The following is a 24,548-nucleotide window of genomic DNA, read 5'->3' on the forward strand; positions in this document are numbered from 1 at the left end:
TGGTAAGAGCACCATTTTTTACTGCCAATTAAGGTTCCACTCAGCCTGCCTTCATTCTTGCTCTCTAATATAACGTTGTGGGCGTACACCCATACCAACCTACAGAAGAAAGAAGGATGATCCAGGATGAAGAGAACCAAAACATCAAGAACAGTAGTGGTTACCAGCACAATGGCTTTGACGATTGCACTCGGCGGAGGTATATTTGCACATTCAGTGGCTAATGCAGATCCGGCAGCTACTCCTTCAGGCCAGACCAAATCGGACAGCTCTTCTACATTAAATTCACATAAAATAAAACCAGAAGACGGAGTTAGAGGTTGGGGACCCGGGCTGCAGCGCCATTCGGACGAACTGACCTCCGTACTTGGCGTGTCTGCCGATGAGCTGAAAGAAGCGCGCAAAGCAGGCAGCACCATTGCCGAGATTGCAGCTACCCAAAATGTGGACGTGCAGACCGTCATTGATAAACTGGTCACAGCGGAGAAAATAGAACTACAACAGCAGTTGACCGATGGCAAAATCACGCAAACCCAGTACGATGAGCGTACAGCTACACTTACACAACGTGTGACTGACCTGGTAAACGGTAATATGAAGGAAGTTGGGGCAGGTGGACGTGGTCCGGGTGGATTCGGTGGACCAGGAGCAGAACGTTATGCCAAGGAACTGGCCTCCATCCTCGGGGTTACAACAGATGAACTAAAGGAAGCCCGTGAAGCAGGCAGTACGATTGCTGAGATTGCAGCCACCAAGAACGTGGACGTGCAGACAGTTATCGACACAATCGTTACTACCCAGAAAGCAGAACTGCAGCAACAGTTGACCGATGGCAAAATCACACAAAGCCAATTCGATGAGCGTGAGGCAGACATCACTCAACGAGTTACCGACCTCGTTAATGGTAAACAGCCAGAAGGTCCAGCAGGTCACGTCCATGGTCATGGAGCAAAACGTGACGGCGAGGCCAAGACAATGCCGAATCCGGATTCCAGCAAAGTCGACACGTCAACTAATGACAGCGGCAAAGACTTATCTTAACAAAGCAATAGGCCCAGAACGTTGGGCAAGCTCGGTTTATCTATACACCCGGTATAATTGTTGTTAACGTTGTTAGGGAGCTCGTTTTTCCACACAATGCATGAATCAAAATTAAGCCCCTCCTTCTCCACAACAAGTGGACATTAAGGAGGGGCTTAATTTTAATAATATCGTAATCCGTTTCCTTATAACTTTGAATCTGTTGATCAAACTCCTCCCTTATAGGGCTCGGACCATGCCACCATCCACGATCAATGAGGTTCCGGTAATGTACGTATTGGCTCCGGATAACAGGAACACCACCGCTTTGGCAAACTCCTCTGGTTGACCATAACGGCCGAGTGGGATCTCCTTACGAAATTGGTCAGAGACCTCTTCCTCACTGATTCCGTTCTGCTCTGCCCGTGCTGCATCCAGCTCACGTATACGGTCTGTTGCAATACGACCCGGAGCCACCGTGTTGATCAAAATTCCGTATGGAGCCAGCTCCTGGGATAACGTCTTCGCCAATCCAAACACGCCGGTACGGAACGTGTTGGACAGAATCAGACCCGGAATCGGCTGCTTCACTGAAGTTGAAGCGATATTCACAATGTGTCCTCCGCTTTCTTTCATATAGGGAAGAGCGCCGCGAATCAGCCTTACATAACTGAGTACATTTAATTCAAATGCACGCTCCCAATCTTCATCCGTCAGTGACTCAAATGAACCCGATGGCGGGCCACCCGAATTGTTCACCAGAATATCAATCTGCCCGAACAGCTCCGCTGTCTTGTGAATCAAAGCCTCAATATCTTCCTTCCGTGTCACATCGGTTGCACAATATTCCACACGTCCACCACCACCAAGCGCCAGAAGCTCCTGCTTCACTGCTGCGAGCTTTTCTTCACTCCGGCTGGCAAGCATGACGTCAGCACCTTCTGCTGCCAATTGAGCGGCTACCGCTTTGCCCAGCCCGCGACTGGAAGCCAGCACCAGTGCTTTTTTACCCTGAAGCCCCATATCCATCGTTGTTCCTCCTCAACTAGTTTCTATTTGGTCTAGATAAAATAACCCATAAGAATATCGTCCACATACTTGCCTCCGATATAAAACTCGGACACCAGCCTGCCTTCCGTCACAAATCCACACTGTGTATAAAACGTGATGGCTCCCGGATTGCTGGAGAGAACGCGCAGCCTGAGCTTGCGAACGCCTTGTTCAAGCGCATGCTGCTTGATAGCATCCATCAAAGCTGTGGCAATGCCACAACGCCGATCATGAGGATGAACTGCAATATGGATCTCGTAGACATGACGGTTAACAGGCATACCTGTGGCTGGCTGGAAGCCCACATAACCACATACCCGCTCTCCCTGCACCGCAATCAATTGACTGCCTGGCGGACAATGCTGCAGGTATTGCTGTCTGGAGCGCCAATGCATCGGTGCAGGAGAGGTGTATTGGTCCCATACCAGGGTGTCCAACTCCATTAGCTGTGTTGCATCCTTAATTTCGGATGGACGAATCGTAAATGTATGGCTGGTAAGCATAATGATTCAACCTTTCGTGCTATAGTCGACAACGCTGTGCGCTACAACGTCGGGAAAGTTAAGAGAGTTAAGAACGTTGAGAAACTTAGGAATAGGAAGACATTGTTCTTTACTTCACTATTTAAGTTTTTTTGTTCTATATATTGTAGCATAGCCCCAGCTTTGACTAAAATTCCACTCAGTATTAAACCTTTTCGCAAAATGAAATAAACACTTAACCTTGCCGTAACGTCATGGTTTATACTGATTCGATAAGGAGGGGATGCAAGATGAATATCAAAGAGGCAGCAAGCAGGCTTGGTATATCAGCGAGAGCCATTCGTTTTTATGAGGAAAAAGGATTAATTCTCCCCGCCAAACAGTCTAGTAACGGCTATCGCACATACACCGAGAATGATATCTGGCGGCTTCAGACCATTGCTGCGCTGCGTGAGATTGGCATGTCGCTACAGGATATTACACACGCGCTCGGAGAGATTGATCAAGGGAATCAGCAGCGGCTGGAAGAATATCTGGAACTGCAACAGGCCGTCATGTATGCCCAGTGGATTGAGCTCAAACGTATGATGGATACAACCCAGCGCATGATTGACCTGAATCGTCAGGACGGACCGCTGGATGTCAGCCATCTACACGATCTCGCGGACAGTGCGCGTCGCCTGCGCGAAGCACGGCAGAACTGGCATGATCGGTGGAATTATGACACACAGGCAGCCATCCACGATCAACGAGTGCAAGCAGCAGGCAGAGTCAGTACTGAACAAGCCAATTCAGAGGGCAGGCATCATTCGGACAACCCCTCGCCTATAAGCGATGAGCATGAAGTTCCACACCCACATCATAATGCAGATGCAGATCATTCCGCGCCAGGCGATTCCAATGATACGGTACAGTCTTCCTTTTATCTGTATCACAACTATGACGAAGCGCTCGAACAGACAGCTCATTGGATCTCTCCCGCCCTTGGTGAGAAAGGACTCGATATTGGTACAGGCACAGGTAATCTGGCTGGGAAACTGCTACAGCGCGGCGCAAACATGACTGCAATCGACCAATCCCGGGAGATGCTACGCAGATGTCGTACCAAATATCCTGAGATGCATGTGAAACTTGGTAATTTTCTGGCGTTGCCTTTTACCGATCATTCCTTCGACTTTGTTGTATCCAGCTTTGCTTTCCATCATCTAAGTCCAGATCAGCAACTATTGGCTTTACAGGAGATGCAGCGGGTATTAACCTCGCGTGGACGTATCGGTCTAACCGATCTGATGTTTGTTGATGCGACTCACCGTGATTCCTATATTCGGGAGGCAGAAACCACAGGACACGAGGAACAGCTGCGCGCCTTGCGCGAGCGTCACTTCCCTCTGCTGGGTGAGCTATGCAGCTGGCTGGAACAACAGGGCTATGTAACCAAGCATGTGCGGCATAATGAGCTGTTGCATACGTTACTGGCGGTTCCGCTGCGGTAAGCAATCGTAAGAGCATATGGCAAAAAGGCCATCCCGCCTTTGAATAAAGGAGGATGACCTTGGTGTACATCATGTTATGAGATTACATATAGATATCAACAACCGTACGCTCAGTTGCACTGCGTGCTTGTCTGAACTCATCAAGCGAGATGCTGACCCCGCCCTGACGGTAACGGTTCGCTGTACGCTCAGTGCGAATGTCTTTGCCGTTCACCGCTACACGGCTCACAGCACCTTCGTTCAAGTGATAAATGAACGTCACCGGCTCACCTGCATACTCGAATTCGAATTGCATGCCGTTCAGCTCAGCTGGCAATACCGGGTCAATGACCAGATCGCCGCCCTCTTGACGAATGCCAAGTGCATTGGAGATCAGCTGGTTCATGTAGATTCCAGGGCCGCTGGAGTAGATTCTCCATCCGCCTTTCACTTGTACAGTCCCTTTACGAAGCTGGTCAAAATGCTCCTGTGCCTCGTAACGTGTATTAAACTTACCGTCCGAACTACTGAAGTATGAGTTCGCTTGGCGAATCTCCGCGTTAGGTACAACCTCGCCGATACCAACCGGGTTGATCATCGCGAGACCATTCCACACCTGATCTGTCTTACCCAGCTTCGCCATCGCTTCTACGTAACGGATATGAGCGTGTACATATTGCAAACCAATCTCACGTCCGAAGTTGGATGCTTGCTCTGCACGTTTGAAGTGTGTGCTTACTCCGCCAGCATATTGAGCCGGACGATTCATCAGACGCACGCCATCCGGGCACAGGAACTGTTCACGGATCAATGCGTAATGAGACTCTGCTTGCTCCGCATTCAGCAACTCACCAATCATGCTGCGCGTCATTGGCAACAGGCGATATTGGATGCCTGTCTCTGTATCCGTTGGATGAAGCATCAGCTTCGCTTGGTCCGCTTCTTCCATGTATACAAAACCTGGAATCACATCTGTGCCCAGCATGTAACGGTTAAAGTCCTCACGAATACCTTGAGCCAGCACATCAAGCTCCTGTGCAAAGTCTGCATCCTTAAATTTCAGCGCTTGCGAGAGCACATTCACGGACTGATACGTCAATGCCACCGTCCAACTGCTCACCATGTATTGCTTCAGCTGTGCATTGGCTGGTTGGAGCGTATCATCCCAGTCGCCATCTCCGTAGGAAGACAGGAACGTATCGTGCAGGAAGTGCGAACGGATATATTCGATTTCTTTTTTCGCGTGATCCAGTACCGTTGCCGTTTCTTCCGTGAACCCGAAGCTATGTTTAACCGTATAAGGTACTTTCTCATCCAGGATTGCATAGTCGCGAGTCGCTGTCAGGTAATCCGCCAGAACTTTCAGCGGCCATACGATGATGTCGCCATGGCTCTCTTCCTGTTGGATCGCAAAGTATTTATCAAACATGAACCATTGCGGCCAGTTGCCATCATCTTCATATTGGTGAGTATAAACCATTTTGATGATATCGCGAACTTGCTCATATTTTTGCGTCGCCATAAAGTACTCCACCGGGCCTTGGCACACATCCCTCGTACCCCAAGCCGCGCCGCCATACTGCTCCAAACCGTGAGGCACAGAGTAGTGAACCAGCATGTTGTGGGTGTACCACCAAGCCAGCGCATTAACTTTGAACAGATCCTCTGCACTCTGGCCTTCTCCACGGGACAAACGGAACCCGTTCATCACACCTGCGAAGAACTCGCGGTATGCCTGCACTTCCTCTTCAAACGTAAGACTTGAGCCTGCTACCACTGCGCTATCCGCTTGGCCTTCCAGTACCCCTTGTACCTTCAGCGTCCATTCAGCACTCGCTTCCAGACTAAGTGTAACCAGTGATGCGGAACCACTGCGGATACCACTTGCCAGCAACGTTTCGTCACCTACATTTACAGTCGCACCATCCACCGACATGCGGTATTGCAGATCCGGATACGTTCCAGCACTAATCGCTTGTGGATCAGCCTTGAAGATCAAAGTATCGCCATCCTGCGTCATATGCAGTGGATATTCGTATTCATTCACATTCATCGTAATCTGGTTTGTTACCAGGTAACGGTATGCTGTGCCACTTGTGGAGCGTACGTTCATGCTCACTTCGGTAGTATGTGCCCCTGTATAGTTCGTCACGATGATCGTATCGGATTCCGTTTTGTAGATCCAACGTACATAGTTGAAGCCAATCTCGAACAGGGAAGGCATCGTCAGCAGACGATATTGTCCGTCCATTTCCACATAGATGCGTTGTCCCGCCGTTTTCGGCACGTTTAATGCATTCCGAGCATTACTGATCATTTTATTAAAATTGGTGTTACCAATAACGAGTTGTGAGTTGAAAATACCGTACATATACGATGTCGTCGTAATAACCTGTGCTCCAAGTTGCACGTTGCCACCACTCATCAGAATGTGACCGTGCGGACGCTCTACAAGCAATTCTTTTGCTTTCAGAACGATATGTTCATAGCTGCCTGTGAAGAAGGATAACAGTTCCTCACCGCTGTGCTCTTCCTGATGACGATCAGGGAACAGATCATGAATCTCATCTTGTGTCAGATCAAGCGTAACCAGTGGTTCACCCAGGAAGGAGGACAGTTTCACCTGTTCCAACGTATCACCATTTTCCACAGTCAGAGCCTGTACTTCATTCCATGCTGCTGTAACTTCATCTCCGAATTCCAGTGCAGAGATTCCTTCCGCATGATTAGGCTTCGCCAGTCCATAAAAGACCACCTGTGCTTCTCCGTTCAGATTCAGCAGTTCAGATTGCAGCGCCGTGTAGGCAAATTCATACTGATACGTCTCATTTGCCAGCGTTGGGCGCTTCAAGCTCTCTGGTTGATTCGTTTCCTTGTACGACAGACCGAAGAATTGGAATCCATCTGTGGAGTAACCGACTGCTTTCGTCAGGGAACCTTGTTGCATATAAGGAAATGCACCGCCCTGAGGCTGGTTTTGACGGGAACAAACGACATAACCTTTCGCCTCATCTTCAAACACCGTATGGTCAATGTATTGTGACAGATAAGCTTCATTGCTGCGTACCGCACCTGGATCAGCAAGACCTACATCCTGTCCGTACACCACGTCTACGTTATGTTGTTGTCCTGTGAGCTTCACATCCCAGAACCATACACCTTGCGGTGTAGCCGTAAATACGACCTGATAGCCAATGCCTTGTTCGCTACCTTCCAGCTGGACTGTGCCCTCCCAGATCAACTGGTTGCTGGACTGTGCTTTACTTGTAATCACCTTGCTGTTCGAACGTACACCGAGCAACGGGAACGAGCTGATGTTCTCTCCCTCGTGTACACGCAGGTACAGGTTATTCAGAGATCCATCAATCTGGTTGCTGAGCAACTGGTTCAACATCGTTGTGCCGGATGTGGCCTGATACAGGTCTCCACTGTTCAAAAAGGTAAAAGATAACTCCCCGGCGCTTAACCGGATCGGTGCATTAATCATCGTTGTCATAAGGTTCACTCCTTGAATTAGTATAAAATCGAAACGTTTCGATTAATCTGAAAAAGAATAGGGGCCTCTTCAAACCGACTTTTTACAGCCCGTCCGGACGATAACCCCATCATTGAACTTTCACTTCAGCATGCAGGCATTTCTTGGTTGGTCAGACTCGGCCTAAACCGAACGTACAGAGCTGCGCTCGATCATATTAATTGTTAACGTATATGAAGGGTCAACCGCTTCGCCATTGAGCATCTGGAATAACAGATGTCCGGCGAGCGACCCGGCTTCATGCTTAGGCTGGCGTATCGTTGTCAGCGGTGGATGCACATATTCGGACAACTGAATATCATCAAAACCGATCACGGAAATATCATTTGGCACCGATACACCACGCTCTTCCAATGCCTTCAGGCCACCAATCGCCATCTCATCGTTACCGTAAAATACCGCTGAGGGAAGATCACCTTGCATGATCATCATTTTGGTTGCACTGTATCCGCCCTCACGCACAAAGTTACCGTTCAGACGCCATTTGGACTTTTCTTCAAGTCCGGCTTCCCGCATCGCTCGCAGATACCCTTGGTAACGGAGCGCGTTGTCATACGAGTTGGATGGGCCACTGATATAAGCGATCTTCTGATGTCCCGACTGAATCAGGTGGCGGGTAGCAAGGTAACCGCCCTGCTCTCCATCCACCAGCACGTTGACCAAATGGTCACTCGACAGCTGACGATCCATCACAATGATTGGAAAGCGATGACCAGCAGATTCTACCAGAATATCATCATGAATGTTATGCGCCAGGATGATGGCTCCATCTACTCTTTTTTCACGCAAAAATCGTACTGCCGTTGAATCCCGTCCACCCATAGAGCTGCACGCAATCAAGTCATACCCGTTCGCGAGGGCTACATCCTGTACACTACGGATCAACTCCGAGTAATACGGGCCCGACAGATCTGTAAGGATCAAAGCGATGGTGTTCGTCCGGCTCCGTTTCAGGTCCATGGCAAAGCCGTTCTTGCGGTAATTCAGTTCTCGTGCTGCCTCAAGCACTTTAGCCTTGGTTTTGGCACTAACCTTGCTATCCCCGCTCAGCGCATAGGAAGCAGTCGAGAGTGCTACACCTGCCAGCTTTGCCACATCCTTAATCGTTGCCATTCCACGTTCGCTCCTTCTAAACTATATATAAGTTCAACTAAAGAATATTTACACTTACCACTCCGATGACAGAATAACCTTCCGATCGCTGTTATCCCCAGATTTTTTTTAATTCCCTTCTTCAAAGGGAAAATCCGGGGATAGCGTATGCTTCCGATGTAGCTTTCTTGCAGAAAGCTTTTAGGCGAACACTTCGCTTCTTCACGTTATTTCTGTCCTCTCCGTTCTCGCGTAAAAAGTTTAGTTGAACCTATAAAGAACAAATTCAAGGTTATCTACATTCTATACGATACATGGTTAGAACAACCACTAAATCCTGTATTATCGTTTATTAATCTTTATACATATCATAGCGATGGATGTCAATCGAAACGTTTCGAGGTGTACTCAAAAAAAATCCTCGTTTCCATCCTTATGGGGCCACGGTTGAATGCGTCCCGTTCCAATCCATACCATAAGTGATGGTCATGACACGTCTTTCAATCTGGCGCTCTATAAACAGTTCGTGCCTAATACAGTGAAACTGGCAGTAAACGCTAGATTGAAACGTTTCGACATTTTCATTATAGTCGGTGTTGATAGCGATTTCAACCACTTTATCTATTTTTCATAGAAAAAGTTGATTTGTTCAATCTGTCCATCCACGTCACTTCAATTATAGTATATACTGCATAATAGTCGAGATCCGAGAATTACGCCAGTATACAAAGGGCATGAGACGAATAATGCCCCTGCTGACTTATGTAAGGAGACAGTTATCCAATGAATATATCCAAGACCATTTATCATAAAAAGTCGCTGTCCCGCCCCGTTTCCTTGCAGAAAATTCAGTCCATCCCCGATGCCCTGTTCAAGCTGCGCAATCTGGTGCAACTTCACGACCGTGAGGCGTTCTCCCGTACAGATGAGATGTGGAGTACCCTTCATGTACTATACGTTATTACTGCTGGCCAGGCCAGGCTGATCAGTGCAGAGGGTAAACTGACACTAAATGCAGGCTGTGCAGTGGTTCGGCAAGCTGGAAGCCTGCTTCAGCACGAGAACAAGCGCGGCTCCCTGTCGCCAGTACAGGGGATTGCTATTGCTTTTGATTCTACTGAAAATGAACAGCTGTTCTGGCCGTTCGGGATACCAGCTCCCATTGTGAGTCGTACTCTCACCGATAGGGCAGTAGAGCTGGTTCAAGCAAGTTCAAAGGGGCATGGTTCCAGTCCATTCAGGCCACATATGCTTTTCTATGAGTTACTGGATATTTTGCGGGATCATGCGGCTCATTCTGCTCATGAAGATCACTCCTGGCTCGATGCCGTGCTCAGACATATCCATCAGATGTATACCCATCCGTTAACCCGCGAACAATTGGCACGGGATGCAAATGTGAGTCCTGAGCATTTTTCACGGGAGTTCAAGAAACATACAGGTCTTACGTTTGTTGAATATGTAACTCGTCTCAGAATCAGAATGGCTCAAGAACATCTGTTGTTCGCGAACCCTACGCTACAGGAGATTGCACAACTGACAGGCTACAGGGACACCTTCTATCTGAGCCGCAAATTCAAACAGATGGTTGGATCAGCACCAACACACTACCGGAAAATGCCCAAAAAGATTGTATCTTTGACTTACAACTATACGGCCTCACTTCTGGCATTGGGCCACACTCCCCACATGGGCGCCGTTGCCAGCTGGATGGAAGAAAAACTGGGGGAACATGGTCATGAACCATTTGAGCAACATTCCGAATATGAGCTGGTTAAACATACGGATCTGATTGCACACGCTCAGCCCGATGTCATTATCGGGTATGCACCGCATCCCGCTTCCGATGAACTACGTCTGATCGCACCGACCATTCTGATGCCCTTTGAGGAACTCGATTGGCAGGAGCAGCTTCTTCATCTCGGCCGAATTACCGGGCTTGAGTCCAATGCACAGGCGTTGTTAGATCGATATCATCAACTTGAGCAAGAGGCCAATCATACATTAGATCAGTGGATGGAAGGGACACGTGGTTCCGCCGTTTGCATGTTTATGATTGGAGAGGACGGCGCTTATATCTATGGTCATGGCTGGGGCAGAGCTTCTCATGTGCTGTATCAATCGCTGGGCTTCACTCCGCCGTCACGCATGGAGCAGGATGGGCAATTACTCACGGGGTACGTTCATGTTCCGTTGTCTGAGATTCACTTGTATGCAGCAGATCACATGTTTGTCGCCTACCCTGAGGAACCTGCCGAACGAGAAATGTTGGATAACCTGCTGAATCAGGAATCTTGGGGCACCCTCTCCACCGTTCGTGAAGGACGCGTATATGAAATTGATGCCGACATGTTCTATGGATTTGATCCTTTGTCCGTTATGGAGCAGTTGCAGCATATCATGCGTCACCTCACATCATAATTGTCCATGCAGTAGTGATCATAGTTGTCCATGTACAAATATCACGTCTTCCTCTATGTTATTAATGAGAATAATAATCATTATTGATTATACATAGGGGGAACAGAAATATGTTTGCTGCAAAAAAACGTTTTTCCGGCTTGCTACTTATGCTCGCCATCATTATGGTTCTGGCTGCTTGCAGCAGCGGAACAGGTTCGACTGCCACTGAACAGACATCGGCAACGGGAACCGAAGCGACAACCGGCTCTACCGAGACGAACACAGACACATCGTCCGGTTCGGATAATTCAAATGCTACACGAATCTACAAATCATTAAGCGGGGATGTTGAGATTCCGGCTGAACCGAAACGGATCGTTACGGATATGTACGTAAGTGATCTGCTCGCACTGGGTGTGAAACCCGTTGGGGCCGTTCAATATTATTTGGAAAACCCGTTCTATGCCGATCAGGTGGCGGGCATAGAGGGTATCGGTGATCGGGCGGCTGTATCCATGGAGAAGGTTATTGCCTTGAACCCGGATCTGATCATTACTTACTCCGACCAGGCCAGCGAAATTGAGAGTTACCAAAAAATCGCACCTACCGTGGTCATTCCGTATGGTACATTCACCAATGTACATGACGAAATCCGGGGATTCGGAGAGCTGATGAACAAATCCGAAGCAGCCGAAGCTTGGCTGAAAACGTACGATGAGCGAATTGAAGCCGCTCGCGCTAAGGTGAAAACAGTCATTAAACCGGAGGAAACCTTCTCCATCCTTGAAGTATCCGACAAGAGTTATTATGGATATGGAGACAATTTTGGTCGAGGAGGACAAGCGGTCTACAGTGCTTTGCAACTTGCCCCACTCGAAATTACCAAAAAAGAACTGATGGGTGATACCCAATGGAAAGAAATTTCACGTGAAGTTGTTGGTGATTATGCAGGGGATCATATCTTCTTAACCGTTGGAGAGAACAATAAAAATTACCAAGGTGACTCCATCTGGCAATCCCTGCCGGCTGTGAAAAACAATCAGGTGTATGAGTTGCTGGAAGACCGTTACTGGTACTTCGACCCGATTGCGATTCAAGGTCAGGCTGAGGAATTCGCCGATATGATCGTAGAACGTGCCGAGCAAAACCGCAAATAACATAAGCATGAATACAGGTGTCCGGACAGGCTAATTAGCCTGCTCGGGCATTTATGTCATATTGAGGAGGACTTACATATGCTTCGCCGTTTTATGTCTTATTATCGTCCTTACAAAAGGCTATTTATCTTGGACTTTTCCTGTGCCATCGCCGCCGCGTTACTGGAGCTGGCCTTTCCACTCGCTGTTAACCGGGTGGTCGATCAACTGCTTCCGGCTGGTAATTGGTCCATGATCTTAGCGGCGTGTGTCGGATTGCTCGGCATCTACCTGCTCAGTTCCTTTTTCCATTATGCAGTGACCTATTGGGGCCACAAACTCGGCATTAACATCGAATCCGATATGCGGCGTGAACTGTTTCAGCGTGTACAGAAGCAGTCTTTCCGCTTCTTCGATAACAATAAGACCGGACATCTGGTCTCCCGCATGACCAACGATCTGATGGATATTGGTGAGATCGCGCATCACGGACCCGAGGACTTATTCATCGCCTTCATGACACTGGCCGGAGCTTTCGGGATTATGCTGGGGATCAACTGGCAGCTTGCTGTGATGACGTTCATCATCGTTCCGCTGATGATTTACCTGTCACTGTATTTCAGTCGCAAAATGTCCAAGGCGTTTAAGCGCATGTTTGCAGATATCGCCGATTATAATGCACGGGTTGAGAACAATGTGAGCGGCATCCGTGTGGTACAAGCTTTTGCCAATGAAAAACATGAAGTAGGACGTTTTGTTGAGAACAACGAACGTTTCCGACTCACCAAACTGATCACCTACCGCATTATGGCCTGGAACTCTTCACTCAGCTTCATTCTGATGAAATTTGTATCGCTGTTTGTGCTGGTGTGTGGAACCTGGTTTGTTATTCAAGGAAGTATGACCTATGGGGAATTCATCGCTTTTGTGATGCTGTCCAATGTCTTCCTCGGACCGATTGAGAAGATTAACTCCGTCATCGAGACGTATCCCAAAGGCATAGCCGGATTCAGACGTTATCTGGAGCTTCTTGAAGCTGTACCGGATGTAGAAGATACACCACAGGCGAAACCGATTCCGGATGTCAAAGGAGATATTGCTTTCCATAACGTTACCTTTTCTTATGGAGAACACAAACCTACGCTGTCTCAGGTCAATCTGGATATCCAGGCAGGCCAGACGGTTGCTCTGGTTGGACCTTCGGGCGGAGGTAAAACGACGTTATGCAGCCTGATCCCACGTTTCTACGATGTGGATGCGGGACATATCTACATCGATGGCATCCCGGTGAAGGACATGACGCTGGAATCACTGCGCTCCCATATCGGGATTGTGCAGCAGGATATTTTCCTGTTTGACGGAACGATTCGTGAAAATATTGCATACGGCAAACTGAATGCTTCCGATGAAGAAATCTGGCAAGCCATTCGCCGGGCCCAATTGGAAGAGCTGGTACAATCCCAGCCGGATGGACTCGATACCATGATTGGTGAACGTGGCGTGAAATTGTCTGGCGGACAGAAGCAACGTTTGTCCATCGCAAGAATGATCCTGAAAAACCCGCCAATCCTTATTCTGGATGAAGCTACCTCCGCACTCGATACCGAAACGGAAGCAGCCATCCAGCTGGCCTTATCCGAACTCGCTCAAGGACGTACGACATTAGTAATTGCCCATCGACTGGCAACCATAAGACACGCCGATCGTATCGTGGTGGTGGAGAACGGCAGTGTCGCTGAACAAGGAAGCCATGAAGAACTGCTCGCACGTAAAGGCTCGTACAGCCGACTGCATCAAGCCCAGTTTGGGTAAATACAACGACAAAACAACCTTCCCTCAAAACTAGAGGTGAAGGTTGTTTTATTCATTTCAGGTATCCTTTTGATTTCCAGAATCGCTTCGCAAATGATTCAGCAGCGTACGGCGGCTCCCCATTCAGTAAATCCTCATTTGCTTGAATGAGCACTTGTCGTCCACGTTCGAGCAATTGAACGGCATGTAGTAATTGAGAGCTGCCTATATAATGAAGTTCAAGCAACACCGGTTCTTCTTCCTCATCCGCGTCCTTCTGAGCCGAGTATTCGATCAACACACTTTCCGTGCCGTCCTCATGTTGGTACAGGGTATAATAGTATTTCTCCACCTGCGTCTCCCCTTGAGTATCCTTATACTCTCTTCCAATACGTAGCATAGCTGGCTGGGGAACACCATCACTCAGCTGACCTGCTTGTCGAAATGCATAATACAAGTCTCCAATCCACAGCCCATGCCGGTCGTCATCATAATAATCGTCATATGGCTCCACGATCGGCAAAGCTAATAAATCACGGATCAGTTGATGCGAAATTAAGGAACGGGCATACTGATAATTCGATACAGACTGCAACAAGGTGCTCCATCCTTGCTCGCTTAACTGCTGAATATCAGCAGGTGAGTTCTCCGAAAATACGTTCCATTCCGAATTCTCATTGTGCAGATAACGATATGCACCTGAGATCATCCAGACAGGTTTACCCGGTTGTAGGATATGTTTATCAGGAGAGTTGAAACCTTGATCTGATGGCTCCATCTTAAGCAACAATGCACAGTTATGGTCATCCTGAAAATAAAGACTGCGGAAATACCCCTCCGTATGCTCATCTCCATAGACCGATACTCGGCAAAATTGCTCGTTCAACCAAAATTCATAGCTGTTGAGTAACTCATCCTCCTCTCTTACAGGCAACAAAGATGGATGAGTAAGACGCTCTATATTCTCAGCGGTAATACGATGATCTTCGAACCAATCCGGCACATCTGGATCTGATTCATCAGCATGAATGTACTTTCGGTTGATTACAGGTTGTCCTTGCTGCAGCCTCTTTAACATTTCTTCTCGCCAAGGAAACGGCTCTGTATCTTCATCAATCACACATTCAGGAACCAATAACGCCAACATGTCAAAGCCCCGCCATGGTCCGAGATCCTCCCATTCTTCAAGCTGACGCTTCACATTACGCTGTCCTTGAACCTGAATCATATATTGCTCGGTACTTACCAGCAATCCACCTTCTACATTCCCTCTCACTGTCAATTCTCCATGGTTATAATCCCCCCAGAACATATCCTCCACATAGAGATTACCTGTAATATATATTTCCTGCCCACCCACGATCATATAGGGTGTTATGAGATTCCCAAGTACAACCAGATTTGAACTGGCCGCGTCGGAACTTGTATTTCCAATATAACGATCCACTGTCAGATTTCCTTCAACCAAGATCAAAAAAGGTCCTTCATCCAACAACAGTTCACTGATATGAAGGTCACCAGAATGTAACCATACTTCCTCGGCTTCAAATTCACCGTTGTGCGCTTCATTCTGAGTGTACATCCAACTTTCCTGAGGCAACTTCGTTTTGATATCAGCAAAAGACACCTTGTGACCTATCTGATGTATGGACATGTCCTGACACTCCTCATCCAATAATATATGGATAGAATCTATCTGATCTACAGATAGACGACTACCCATTTTTATTATACTAGAGGAAATATACACCATTCCATAACAAAAACCCTCACCCGAGTAGAATGAAGGTTGAGCTTGTGAACGACAACAGCCCCAAGCCCATTATATACATATATGATCTAGTCCATTCTTATAACTTCCCATTCAAAATTGTGTTTGCCCGCTCACGGAATTCCACCGCCGCCTGCTCAGGCGTAATTTTGCCAAACAGCAGGAGATCATACAACTCACGTAGCACCGCAGTGACCTCAGGTGCACCTACAGGATCAGGCGGGTCCATCTGAGTGCTGTTATCCGCAACCCAATCGATATAATCAAACACCTGCGCCAGCTCCGGTTCAACCACCAGCTTCATCCGCTCTTTGACACTGGATGAGACGGGCACACCCCGCTCCCCTTTGAGCAGCAGATTGGCATCCAAATCATTCACAAAAAAGCTGATGAACTTGGCCGCTTCCTCCTTATGTCTGGAATTACCCGCCATGGAGAAAAACATGCCTGGCTTCAAGAACAATCCATCCTGGCTGTTTGGCCCAGGCATTGGGGAGATGGTTAAGGGTTTGCCATAACGCTGAGCGGTGCTGATAAATTGGTTGGAATACCCCCAGCTAAACAAAGCCTCTCCCAGATAAAACGGGTCGTTATCAGGCTGGCCAATGTCTGATGTCCAGATATCCGGTGCAAAAATAAGTTTCTTTTCCGCGAGCTTCTGCATCCTGCCAAAGTACTCAATAAACAGCCCATCATCCTCATACCCCAACCTCTTGCCATCCTCGGCATATAGCTTGGAACCATACTGTCTCAAGTAGTAGGCGAAAAACTGTTCCGGCGTAAAATAGGTTCCCAGATAGATGCCTTTCCCGAGCAATTGCTCGCCCATCCGGTCAAAATCCGCCCATGTCCACGTATCCGTTGGCAATTCAATATCATTGGCCTTTAACACTTCCGGATCATAGATGCTGAGCATGGCGTTAACCCCCAAACTGAGACCATAGGTTTTTCCATTCAGGCTACCACTCTCCAACTGTTCCTTCTCAATATCTGTCGTGTCAATCAGCCCGCTCTGCATGTACGGCGTCATATCCTCCAACAGTTGCAGCGAACTGTACTGGGACAGATAGGAGATGTCCATCTGGATAATGTCGGGCAACGCATTGCCTGCTGCATGTGGGGCAAGTTTTCTCCAGTATTCGTTGAAACTGCTATATTCGTATTCGATGTTCACATGTGGATTCAACTTCTCATACAGGTCGATAACAGCTATCGTTGCATTGTTGCGGAACTCTCCACCCCACCAAGCGATTCGCAGTGTTATCGGCTCTTCGTCCACAATCATGCCTGGCCTTTGATCCAACTGGTTCACGCAGCCAGGAAGAGTCAGCATAAGGCAGAGCATGCCTATCATATGCATCCATCTTCCCATAACTTCTCCTCCTTACCTGGTGATGGGGGTGGCAGCAGCACCGTTACTCTCGTTCCATGCCCCGGCTTGCTCTCCAGCAGAACATCATATTCTTCGCCAAAAGCCAGACGTACCCGCTCCCTGATATTCAGCAGACCAATACCTGTGCCTCTGGTTTTCACTTCACCGCGCAGTACCTGTTCCACATATTCGGGTTCCATGCCGGGACCGTGATCCTCCACGATAAGGGCCAGCTTGCCACCTGATATCTCGGCATACACTCGAATCAGACATGATCCAACCTGTGGTTCCAAACCGTATTGAATGGCATTCTCCAGTAGCGGCTGTAGGGTCAACTTGGGAATGGCACAACCCAGATAAGAAGCAGGCACATCCATACGAAAATCCAGCCGCTGCCGGAAACGGTAGGTCTGAATGGTGATGTAATGATTGACGATCTCCAGTTCTTCGGCAATGGTAATGATATTTTGCTTGAAGCTAATGGAGGAACGCAGCAAATACCCAAGTGACAGCACCATACTGGAGATTTGCTCCTGCCTGTTCTTTTTGGCGAGCCAATGAATGGAATCCAGCGCATTATACAAAAAGTGGGGATTAATCTGCGCCTGGAGCGCCTTAAACTCCGTTTCTTTAATGACCAGCTGGCTTGCATAATTTTCTTTGATCAATGTATTAATATGTGTAATCATCATTCGATACGTTCGCTGTAATAACCCCAGTTCATCCATGTGCTGGTGTGTTGGAATGGACAGATTGGAATCCATATTCTCCAGATCCCCATATTGAACCTCCTTCATCTGACTGATGAGTTGCCTGATCGGCCTTGTCAGACTGCGTGCGAACACCATGCCGAGCGCGAGAACAACCAGAATGGCGATAAGATAGACGACAATCAAACTATTTTTTAGCCATATAATTCGTTCAAAAATTTCATCATATGAGGCCATATTATAATACACCCAGCCGGTGTATGCGGATTTCTTCTGGGAAAGAAATATCTCCCTCCCATCCAGATTCTTGATCTCATATCCCCCACTACCTGGAAGTGGATTCAGTCCAGTGGACACCGCTTCTGGAAGCTGACGATAAGGATAGACAACTTCACTGCCTGCTTTTAAAATAATGTCACTGTCCTGGCTGTCAATGCCCGCATACTCCTCAACGAGTCGCTCGATATTAATACGCAGAAACAGTATGCCTACAGGTTCCAGGGTCATCGGTTCGTAGGCTCGCACTTGACGCACCATAACCAGCATCGGGTCATCGTCATCCGGGTATAACCAGCGTACTGCACCATTGGCCTGCTCCGCAGCCGCAATCATCCGATCATACTTTTCCGGGGATACAGTTAGTGTCTCGCCATATTTATTCACTCTTCCCCTGGAATCAATCAGATGAACGGACTGCACATAACGTGCAGCCCCACTAATATGCTCCCATAGCCGATCCGTGATCTTCTTTCGTTCAATAAAGCTTGAATATGCGCTATCATCATCCAACAACGACTTCAAGGCTCTTTGAATCTGCGTATCGGAGATCATGTTTAATGATAACGCTTCCAACTTCTGAAGTTCAACATCCACTGTAGACGAAGAAAGGTTCAGAAGTCGGGACGACTTATCAAACAGCTGTTTGTCATACACCGAGTACGTATAATACAAGGACCCAAACGCCAGGATGATGATAAACGCCATCATGAACATAATCATCAGAAACATTTTCATTTTGATGCTGAGTTTGCGGTAGGCTGTCATGACCAAAGCGCTCCTTTGAACCACGTGATACTACTAGGTATATCACATGCAGGAAGGTTTTCCCAAAGTTTTAGCGCTCGATTTCTCACGTATTATTTGGACTGATATCGGTCATAGGCCGCCTGATGAACCTCAATCGCCCGGTCAATGCCCATGCTCTTGATTGTTTCGGCCATCGTGTCAAATTCGGTGATCGGCTTCTGTCCGCTAATGATGGCAGTCATCGTTTCATTCAAATACGTATTCACCTGGCTCATGATGGACGTACTTGTGGTCACCTCATCTGTTGACAAACGAATTGGAGGAAGCGTTAATGCAGAGCTTGCTTTCATCCATTCCGCATTCGCCGCACGTTGTCCGTCGTCAAATAGTAAGGCATCCAAATAACGACTATCCTGATTGATCGGACCGTCCATAATGGATAAGGCATAGGAAGCTAGTGCCTGATCATACGTCAGACCGTTCGGATTATTAATGATGGTATCTGTGAATTTGACACCTTCCCCGTCGCGAACATAGCTGTCATTTTCGATACCAAAGTTGAACAGATCACTACCCTCTTCGCTATAGTTGTAGTCCATCCACTGTACAATGTATTTCAATTTGTCTTCGTCTGCGGAAGCCGTAATGGCCTCACCATAAGTCAACACTTTAGCGTCCAGATTAAATGTCGCATAGGACGTTCCATCCGGAGATACAGGCCACGGTACGCCGGTTACATTAAAGTTCGGATCCGTATCTCTCATCAGATTGAAGTATTTCCCCATGCCACTGAACACACCGCCCTGATATGCGCCTGCCAGATTGCTGGTAACCTTATAGTCAAATGCTTTACCGTCATTGGTCATGATCTCGGGATCAATAAGCCCTTCCTTGTACCACTTGGCCATGGTCTCCAAGAAATCACGGTAGCCCGGCTGAATCGGTCCAAACTCTACCTTGTCTCCATTCATCTGGAAACCACCAATGACACCAAAGGCCGCGGCAAAATCATGGAGCTTGGTCAGGTTACCCGGCCCCCAGTTTCCGGTGAATGGCAGCTCATCTGGCTTGCCGTTGCCGTTAGGGTCCTGTTCCTTAAATGCCTTGAGTACCGTATACCACTCATCGATGTTGGTAGGTACCTTAAGGTTCAATGCATCAAGCCAATCCTGGCGCATAATTAAACCGGAAGTGGCATTTAGCTTCAAAGCATCCAGCTTGAGCAGCGGGAACATATAGATCGTTCCATCGTCGAGTGCAATCTGCTTTTTCACATCCGGATCGGATTCAATAATCCGCTTTAAGTTCGGTGCATAACTGTCGATCAGTTCGTTCAATCGAATGATTCGACCATCTTTGATCATTTTTTCCGGTCCGCCAACGGCATCTGCCCAGTTATAATAGATGACGTCCGGAAGCTCCTTCGTGGAAATCAACAGATTGAATTGGTCACGCTGTTGTCCAAGCGGAGGATGTGTGAACTTCACTTGGATGCCTGTCAGCTTCTCCTTTTCCTTATAAGCCGCCATATCGCCAAAATTGTTCAAGGAAGCTGTCAGTTTGGCATCATTGGCGCGCCAGTAGTCAATGGTAAATGGCTCACTTGTAATCGGTAGCGGAATCTCGGTCAACGCCTGAACCGCAGGTTCTGTTCCTTCTACTGGCTCAGCGCTACCTGGTTCATTATCACCCGTACAGCCCGCCAGTAAAGACATGGTAAGTAGCGATGACAACAGGATGGACCCCATTCTTTTTTTCACGTAATTCGCCTCCATAGGATACATTTTTTATTGTTTCACAGCACCGATTAAAGCGCCCTGAACAAAATAACGTTGGATGAACGGATATACCAGCATAATAGGCAGCGTCGAGATAATGATGGTCGCATATTTGATGTTCTCCCCAATGGCAAAGCCGGTATCGGCGCCAGCGCCCATGGCCTCCGTACTGCTGCTGATCAGAATATCACGCATAATAATCTGGATCGGATATAACTCCTGACTGCGCAGGTAGAGCATCGGTCCGACATAATCATTCCAATGGTCAACCGCATAATACAGCATCATGACCGCCAGGATTGGCTTTGACAAAGGCAGTACAATTCGGAACAAAATCAGAAAGTCATTGGCACCATCAAGCTTCGCCGATTCGATCAGACTGATCGGAATGCCCTCAAAGTTTGTTTTCATAATAAGGAAATAGAATGTGCTGATGGCACCAGGAATAATAAGCGCAAAACGGGTATCCACCATGCCCAGATTTTGAATCAGCAGAAACGTCGGAATCATGCCCCCGCCAAAAAACATCGTGAACGTTATTAATTTCATCAACGTTTTTCTGCCCATCAGATCACCGCGTGACAGCCCATATGCAGCCAGTGAAGTCATGAGCAGATTGATCGCGGTACCCACCACAACATAGAACAAGGTGTTCATATATCCCGTATAGATGCGAGTATCCTGAAATACCGACTTGTACGCTCCCAGCTGAAAACCTTCAGGAATGAGCATCAGTGAACGGGAACGCAGCATCTGGTCCGGGTCGCTGATTGAAGAATTGAACACGTACAGCATTGGATAAAAGCATAAAATCATGATCACCAACAGCAGCAATGTATTAAATACATCAAAAAGTCGTTCCCCTATAGACTGTTTCATCGCTTCACCTTCCGATTACCATAGACTGGTTGAGTTAAGCTTTCTGCTGATCGCATTTGCGATAATAAGTAGCGCGAAATTAATGACGCCATTGAAAAGTCCGATGGCCGTTGAATACGTATAGTTGCCCTCCAAAATACCCGATCGATAGACAAAGGTGGATATGACATCCGATGTCTCATAGGTCGGTGCCGTTTGCATCAGCAATATTTTCTGAAAATCCGCGTTCATGACTGCCCCCATGCGCAGAATTAACATGATCACAATCGTTGGCATGATGCCCGGCAGTGTAATATGTAACAGCTGTCTCCAGCGGCCTGCGCCGTCAATTTTGGAAGCCTCATACAACTGAGGATCAATACCACTTAGTGCTGCCAAAAAGATAATCGAGGCCCATCCTGCGCCCTGCCATATGTTGGACAGGATGTACATCGGGCGGAACATATCTTTTTCCGCCAAAAACATAATCGGCTGCAGATCGAAAAAGTCACGAATGACGTTAAATAACCCACCATCCAGAGATGAGAACGTTTTCAACATTCCAACCACGACAACAACCGAGATGAAATGCGGCATATAACTGATGGTCTGTACTGCGCCTCTGAACCACTTTTTCCGGACTTCATTCAGCAACAGTGCTAGTAGAATCGGAGCCGGGAAACCAAACACAATACTGTAAAAACTCAAAATCAGTGTGTTCTTAATCAGTCGCCAGAAATAATAACTTTCAAAAAACATGGTGAAGTTGTCAAATCCAACCCATTCGCCTGCCAAGATTCCTTTGATCGGGTTGTAGGATTCCTGAAATGCCATCAGTAGCCCGTACATTGGCCCATAGCTGAAAATCAGATAGTAGGCTACCACAGGAACGAGCATCAGATAAACGTATCTGTTGCGGACAAGTTCCTTTTTCACCGAACTCCATTTGCCAGCTGGCTTCAAACGCCCAGGTTCAATTCCCCGGCTTCGATTCAGCTCCATCCACTCGCCCTCCACTCTCGGTATTGATTCACTAACATGACACTTCTAATGATAGAAGCGAGCGCCTTTTCTTCCCATGCTCATTTCCGTTAAATGGATGTTCAAAACCGAGTTCCGTCCGACAAAAAAAGACCCTGCTGCCGATGAATGGCGTACAGGGCCCGATCACAGATTAGATGTAGAGGTTGCTATCTATATAAATCGAGCTAAAGAATATTTACACTTGCCACTCCGATGACAGAACAACCCTCTGATCGCTGTTATCCCCAGATTATTATGATTCCCTTTTCTAAAGGGAAAATCCGGGGATAGCATATGCTTACGATGTAGCTTTCTTTTAGAAAGCTTTTAGGCGAACGCTCCGCTTCTTCGTGTTATTTCTGTCCTCTCCGTTTTCGTGTAAATGTTTAGTTCAATGCTGTAGAAGCGACAGCAACGCTGTCCTAGGGTACTTTTTTATACTCGGAAGGGGAGAATCCCGTGTATTTCTTGAACATTTTGCTGAAATACGGCCAGTTGGCACCAAACCCTGTCTGCTCGGCAAGCGAGGATACAGTGCAGTTCCCGTCCTGCTCCAGAAGTTCCAATGCTTTGCGGATGCGGTAGCTTAACACATAGTTCGTAAATTTCTCACCGGTTTCTTTTTTGAACATTTTGCCGATGTAGTCTGGATTCATGTATATTTCCCCAGCGATGGACTGGAGTGTTAATGTCTCGTCCCTGTAGCGCTTCTCTACCAACTGTTTCACACTGCCTACCATCTGCGATTGTCTGGAGCGGTGTTGTTCGTAACGGCGAAGCGTGATTTCCTTGGCAACGGCAAGCAGAAACTGTTGAAAAGAATGCAGGGTGCTGGATTCTATCATGCCTGGCAACTGGTCCATATACCTTTTCATCTCGGCAGAGCCACTGAGTCGAATCATCTCCATAAACATCTGAATAAGATAGGACTTCGTTTGGGATATATCGTATCGCAAGCTGGCCAGCAGCTGAAACATCCGGTTCAGCTCTGATCCCACTTCCTGCCAGTGTCCCGCCTTGATTGCAGTAACCATCCGCTCCGGATCGTATTCGAATTCAGGAAGAATGCGTTCTCCAGGAGAGTAAATATCCCGTTCCATAATGAGACTGCCCTCACCGAGGTAAAAGCGGTAATTGAGATAAACCAGCGTCTGCATGTACAAATGGCGTGCCTGCGAGAGGTCTCCTGGCTCGCTTAGCGCTATTGTGAGATCATCATGATAATATCGGGTAAATGTGGCGCGAATCTCATCGATATTATGGAACAACTGCGTTTCAGACAACTTATCCTCCATAATAAGTAGCACATGCCTTCCAACCGTGGCACTTAAGATGGGATTGTGAAAAATATCCTCGGCAATGTTCTTCACCGCGAACAAGTGCAGATACTCATGATCCCCCTCAATCTCTACCAACAGCAATCGCACACGTTGATCCTGAAATTGTACATCGAACAATTCCTCGAAATATTTCCACTCCTTGGCCCCATACGTTCTGTTGGTCACCAGCTCTTTCAGAAAATATTCCTTGGCATGCGGCAGTACACGCTCCAAATTATATTGGATCGACTGTACAAAGCGCTCTTGATCGGTCAACTCCCGCTTCTCACTGACCAATTCACTAATAGCCTGTACAAGATGCTCCTCGCTGCAGGGCTTGAGCAAATAGTGCTTCACTCCATAATGCATAGCCGTCTTCGCATATTCAAATTCCGTAAAACCCGTAAGCATGATAAACGAGATATGCTGATACTTCTCGGCCACTGCTTCAACCAGCTGTAACCCATCCATTCCCGGCATGCGAATGTCCGAGATGATAATATCCGGACGTTGCCGCTCAATTGAAGCAAGCGCTTCCAATCCATCTTGAGCAATGCCGATCAGTTCTGTTCCTAATCGGGTCCAGTTCACAACACTGGAGATCCCGTCCGAGATCATAAATTCATCATCGACCAACAAAACCTTGTACATCGTATGCATCCCCCTGCCTTTAACCAGATCCATTCTATTATATGGGCATTATGCACAAA

The 24,548-nt window shown here is 47.6% G+C and carries 16 protein-coding genes; 5 read left to right on the top strand and 11 right to left on the bottom strand.

Going from position 1 to position 24,548, the window contains the following annotated elements; genetic code table 11:
• Window positions 1-126: 126 nt before the first annotated feature.
• Window positions 127-1,041: a hypothetical protein gene (locus V6669_RS27905; protein WP_338588816.1), complete on the top strand. Its 915-nt coding sequence runs from the start codon at window positions 127-129 to the stop codon at window positions 1,039-1,041.
• Between the two features lie 219 nt (window positions 1,042-1,260).
• Here the strand turns inward: V6669_RS27905 and V6669_RS27910 are convergent, their stop codons facing one another.
• Together V6669_RS27910 and V6669_RS27915 are read right to left on the bottom strand one after the other, a co-directional pair.
• The gene (locus V6669_RS27910) at window positions 1,261-2,049 is read right to left on the bottom strand and encodes an SDR family oxidoreductase (protein WP_338588818.1); all 789 of its coding nucleotides are present in this window, start codon (window positions 2,047-2,049) and stop codon (window positions 1,261-1,263) included.
• Window positions 2,050-2,081: 32 nt separating this feature from the next.
• Window positions 2,082-2,573, bottom strand: coding sequence for a GNAT family N-acetyltransferase (locus V6669_RS27915; RefSeq protein ID WP_338588820.1), 492 nt, complete (start codon window positions 2,571-2,573; stop codon window positions 2,082-2,084).
• Between the two features lie 269 nt (window positions 2,574-2,842).
• Between V6669_RS27915 and V6669_RS27920 the strand changes: the two genes are divergently transcribed.
• Complete coding sequence (locus V6669_RS27920) at window positions 2,843-4,045, top strand: methyltransferase domain-containing protein (RefSeq protein WP_338588822.1); 1,203 nt, start codon at window positions 2,843-2,845, stop codon at window positions 4,043-4,045.
• Between the two features lie 82 nt (window positions 4,046-4,127).
• Here V6669_RS27920 and V6669_RS27925 read toward each other — a convergent pair whose 3' ends face one another.
• Window positions 4,128-7,520, bottom strand: a complete 3,393-nt coding sequence (locus V6669_RS27925) for a cellobiose phosphorylase (RefSeq protein WP_338588824.1) — start codon at window positions 7,518-7,520, stop codon at window positions 4,128-4,130.
• Between the two features lie 162 nt (window positions 7,521-7,682).
• Complete coding sequence (locus tag V6669_RS27930; RefSeq protein ID WP_338588826.1) at window positions 7,683-8,672, bottom strand: LacI family DNA-binding transcriptional regulator; 990 nt, start codon at window positions 8,670-8,672, stop codon at window positions 7,683-7,685.
• Between the two features lie 762 nt (window positions 8,673-9,434).
• On the opposite strand from V6669_RS27930, the gene V6669_RS27935 reads away from it, so the two are divergent.
• The 3 genes from V6669_RS27935 (at window position 9,435) to V6669_RS27945 (ending at window position 14,002) form a co-directional block, all read left to right on the top strand.
• The gene (locus V6669_RS27935; RefSeq protein ID WP_338588828.1) at window positions 9,435-11,072 is read left to right on the top strand and encodes an AraC family transcriptional regulator; all 1,638 of its coding nucleotides are present in this window, start codon (window positions 9,435-9,437) and stop codon (window positions 11,070-11,072) included.
• Between the two features lie 110 nt (window positions 11,073-11,182).
• A complete protein-coding gene (locus V6669_RS27940) occupies window positions 11,183-12,211 on the top strand; it encodes an ABC transporter substrate-binding protein (RefSeq protein WP_338588830.1) in 1,029 nt (342 codons plus the stop codon).
• 78 nt (window positions 12,212-12,289) lie between these two features.
• Window positions 12,290-14,002: an ABC transporter ATP-binding protein gene (locus tag V6669_RS27945; protein ID WP_338588832.1), complete on the top strand. Its 1,713-nt coding sequence runs from the start codon at window positions 12,290-12,292 to the stop codon at window positions 14,000-14,002.
• Between the two features lie 52 nt (window positions 14,003-14,054).
• On the opposite strand, the gene V6669_RS27950 is transcribed toward V6669_RS27945, so the two are convergent.
• From V6669_RS27950 to V6669_RS27980, 7 genes are all read right to left on the bottom strand, one after another.
• Entirely contained in the window at window positions 14,055-15,635 is a 1,581-nt protein-coding gene (locus V6669_RS27950) for a hypothetical protein (RefSeq protein WP_338588835.1), read from the bottom strand.
• A 196-nt stretch (window positions 15,636-15,831) separates the two neighbouring features.
• Window positions 15,832-17,124 carry an ABC transporter substrate-binding protein gene (locus V6669_RS27955; protein WP_338588837.1) on the bottom strand — a complete coding sequence of 431 codons (1,293 nt, stop codon included), beginning with the start codon at window positions 17,122-17,124 and terminating at the stop codon, window positions 15,832-15,834.
• Window positions 17,103-18,878 carry a sensor histidine kinase gene (locus V6669_RS27960; protein ID WP_338588839.1) on the bottom strand — a complete coding sequence of 592 codons (1,776 nt, stop codon included), beginning with the start codon at window positions 18,876-18,878 and terminating at the stop codon, window positions 17,103-17,105. The genes V6669_RS27955 and V6669_RS27960 overlap by 22 nt, the downstream gene beginning before the upstream one ends.
• A gap of 92 nt (window positions 18,879-18,970) precedes the next feature.
• Window positions 18,971-20,620, bottom strand: a complete 1,650-nt coding sequence (locus tag V6669_RS27965; RefSeq protein WP_338588841.1) for an ABC transporter substrate-binding protein — start codon at window positions 20,618-20,620, stop codon at window positions 18,971-18,973.
• A gap of 27 nt (window positions 20,621-20,647) precedes the next feature.
• Window positions 20,648-21,517 (bottom strand): carbohydrate ABC transporter permease, encoded by an 870-nt coding sequence (locus V6669_RS27970; protein WP_338588843.1) that lies wholly within the window; start codon window positions 21,515-21,517, stop codon window positions 20,648-20,650.
• A 15-nt stretch (window positions 21,518-21,532) separates the two neighbouring features.
• Window positions 21,533-22,498: an ABC transporter permease subunit gene (locus V6669_RS27975; RefSeq protein WP_017691858.1), complete on the bottom strand. Its 966-nt coding sequence runs from the start codon at window positions 22,496-22,498 to the stop codon at window positions 21,533-21,535.
• 443 nt (window positions 22,499-22,941) lie between these two features.
• Entirely contained in the window at window positions 22,942-24,489 is a 1,548-nt protein-coding gene (locus tag V6669_RS27980) for a response regulator (RefSeq protein ID WP_338588846.1), read from the bottom strand.
• Window positions 24,490-24,548 lie beyond the last annotated feature (59 nt).

This window comes from Paenibacillus sp. Y5S-9 (assembly GCF_036894235.1).
Lineage (GTDB): Bacteria > Bacillota > Bacilli > Paenibacillales > Paenibacillaceae > Paenibacillus.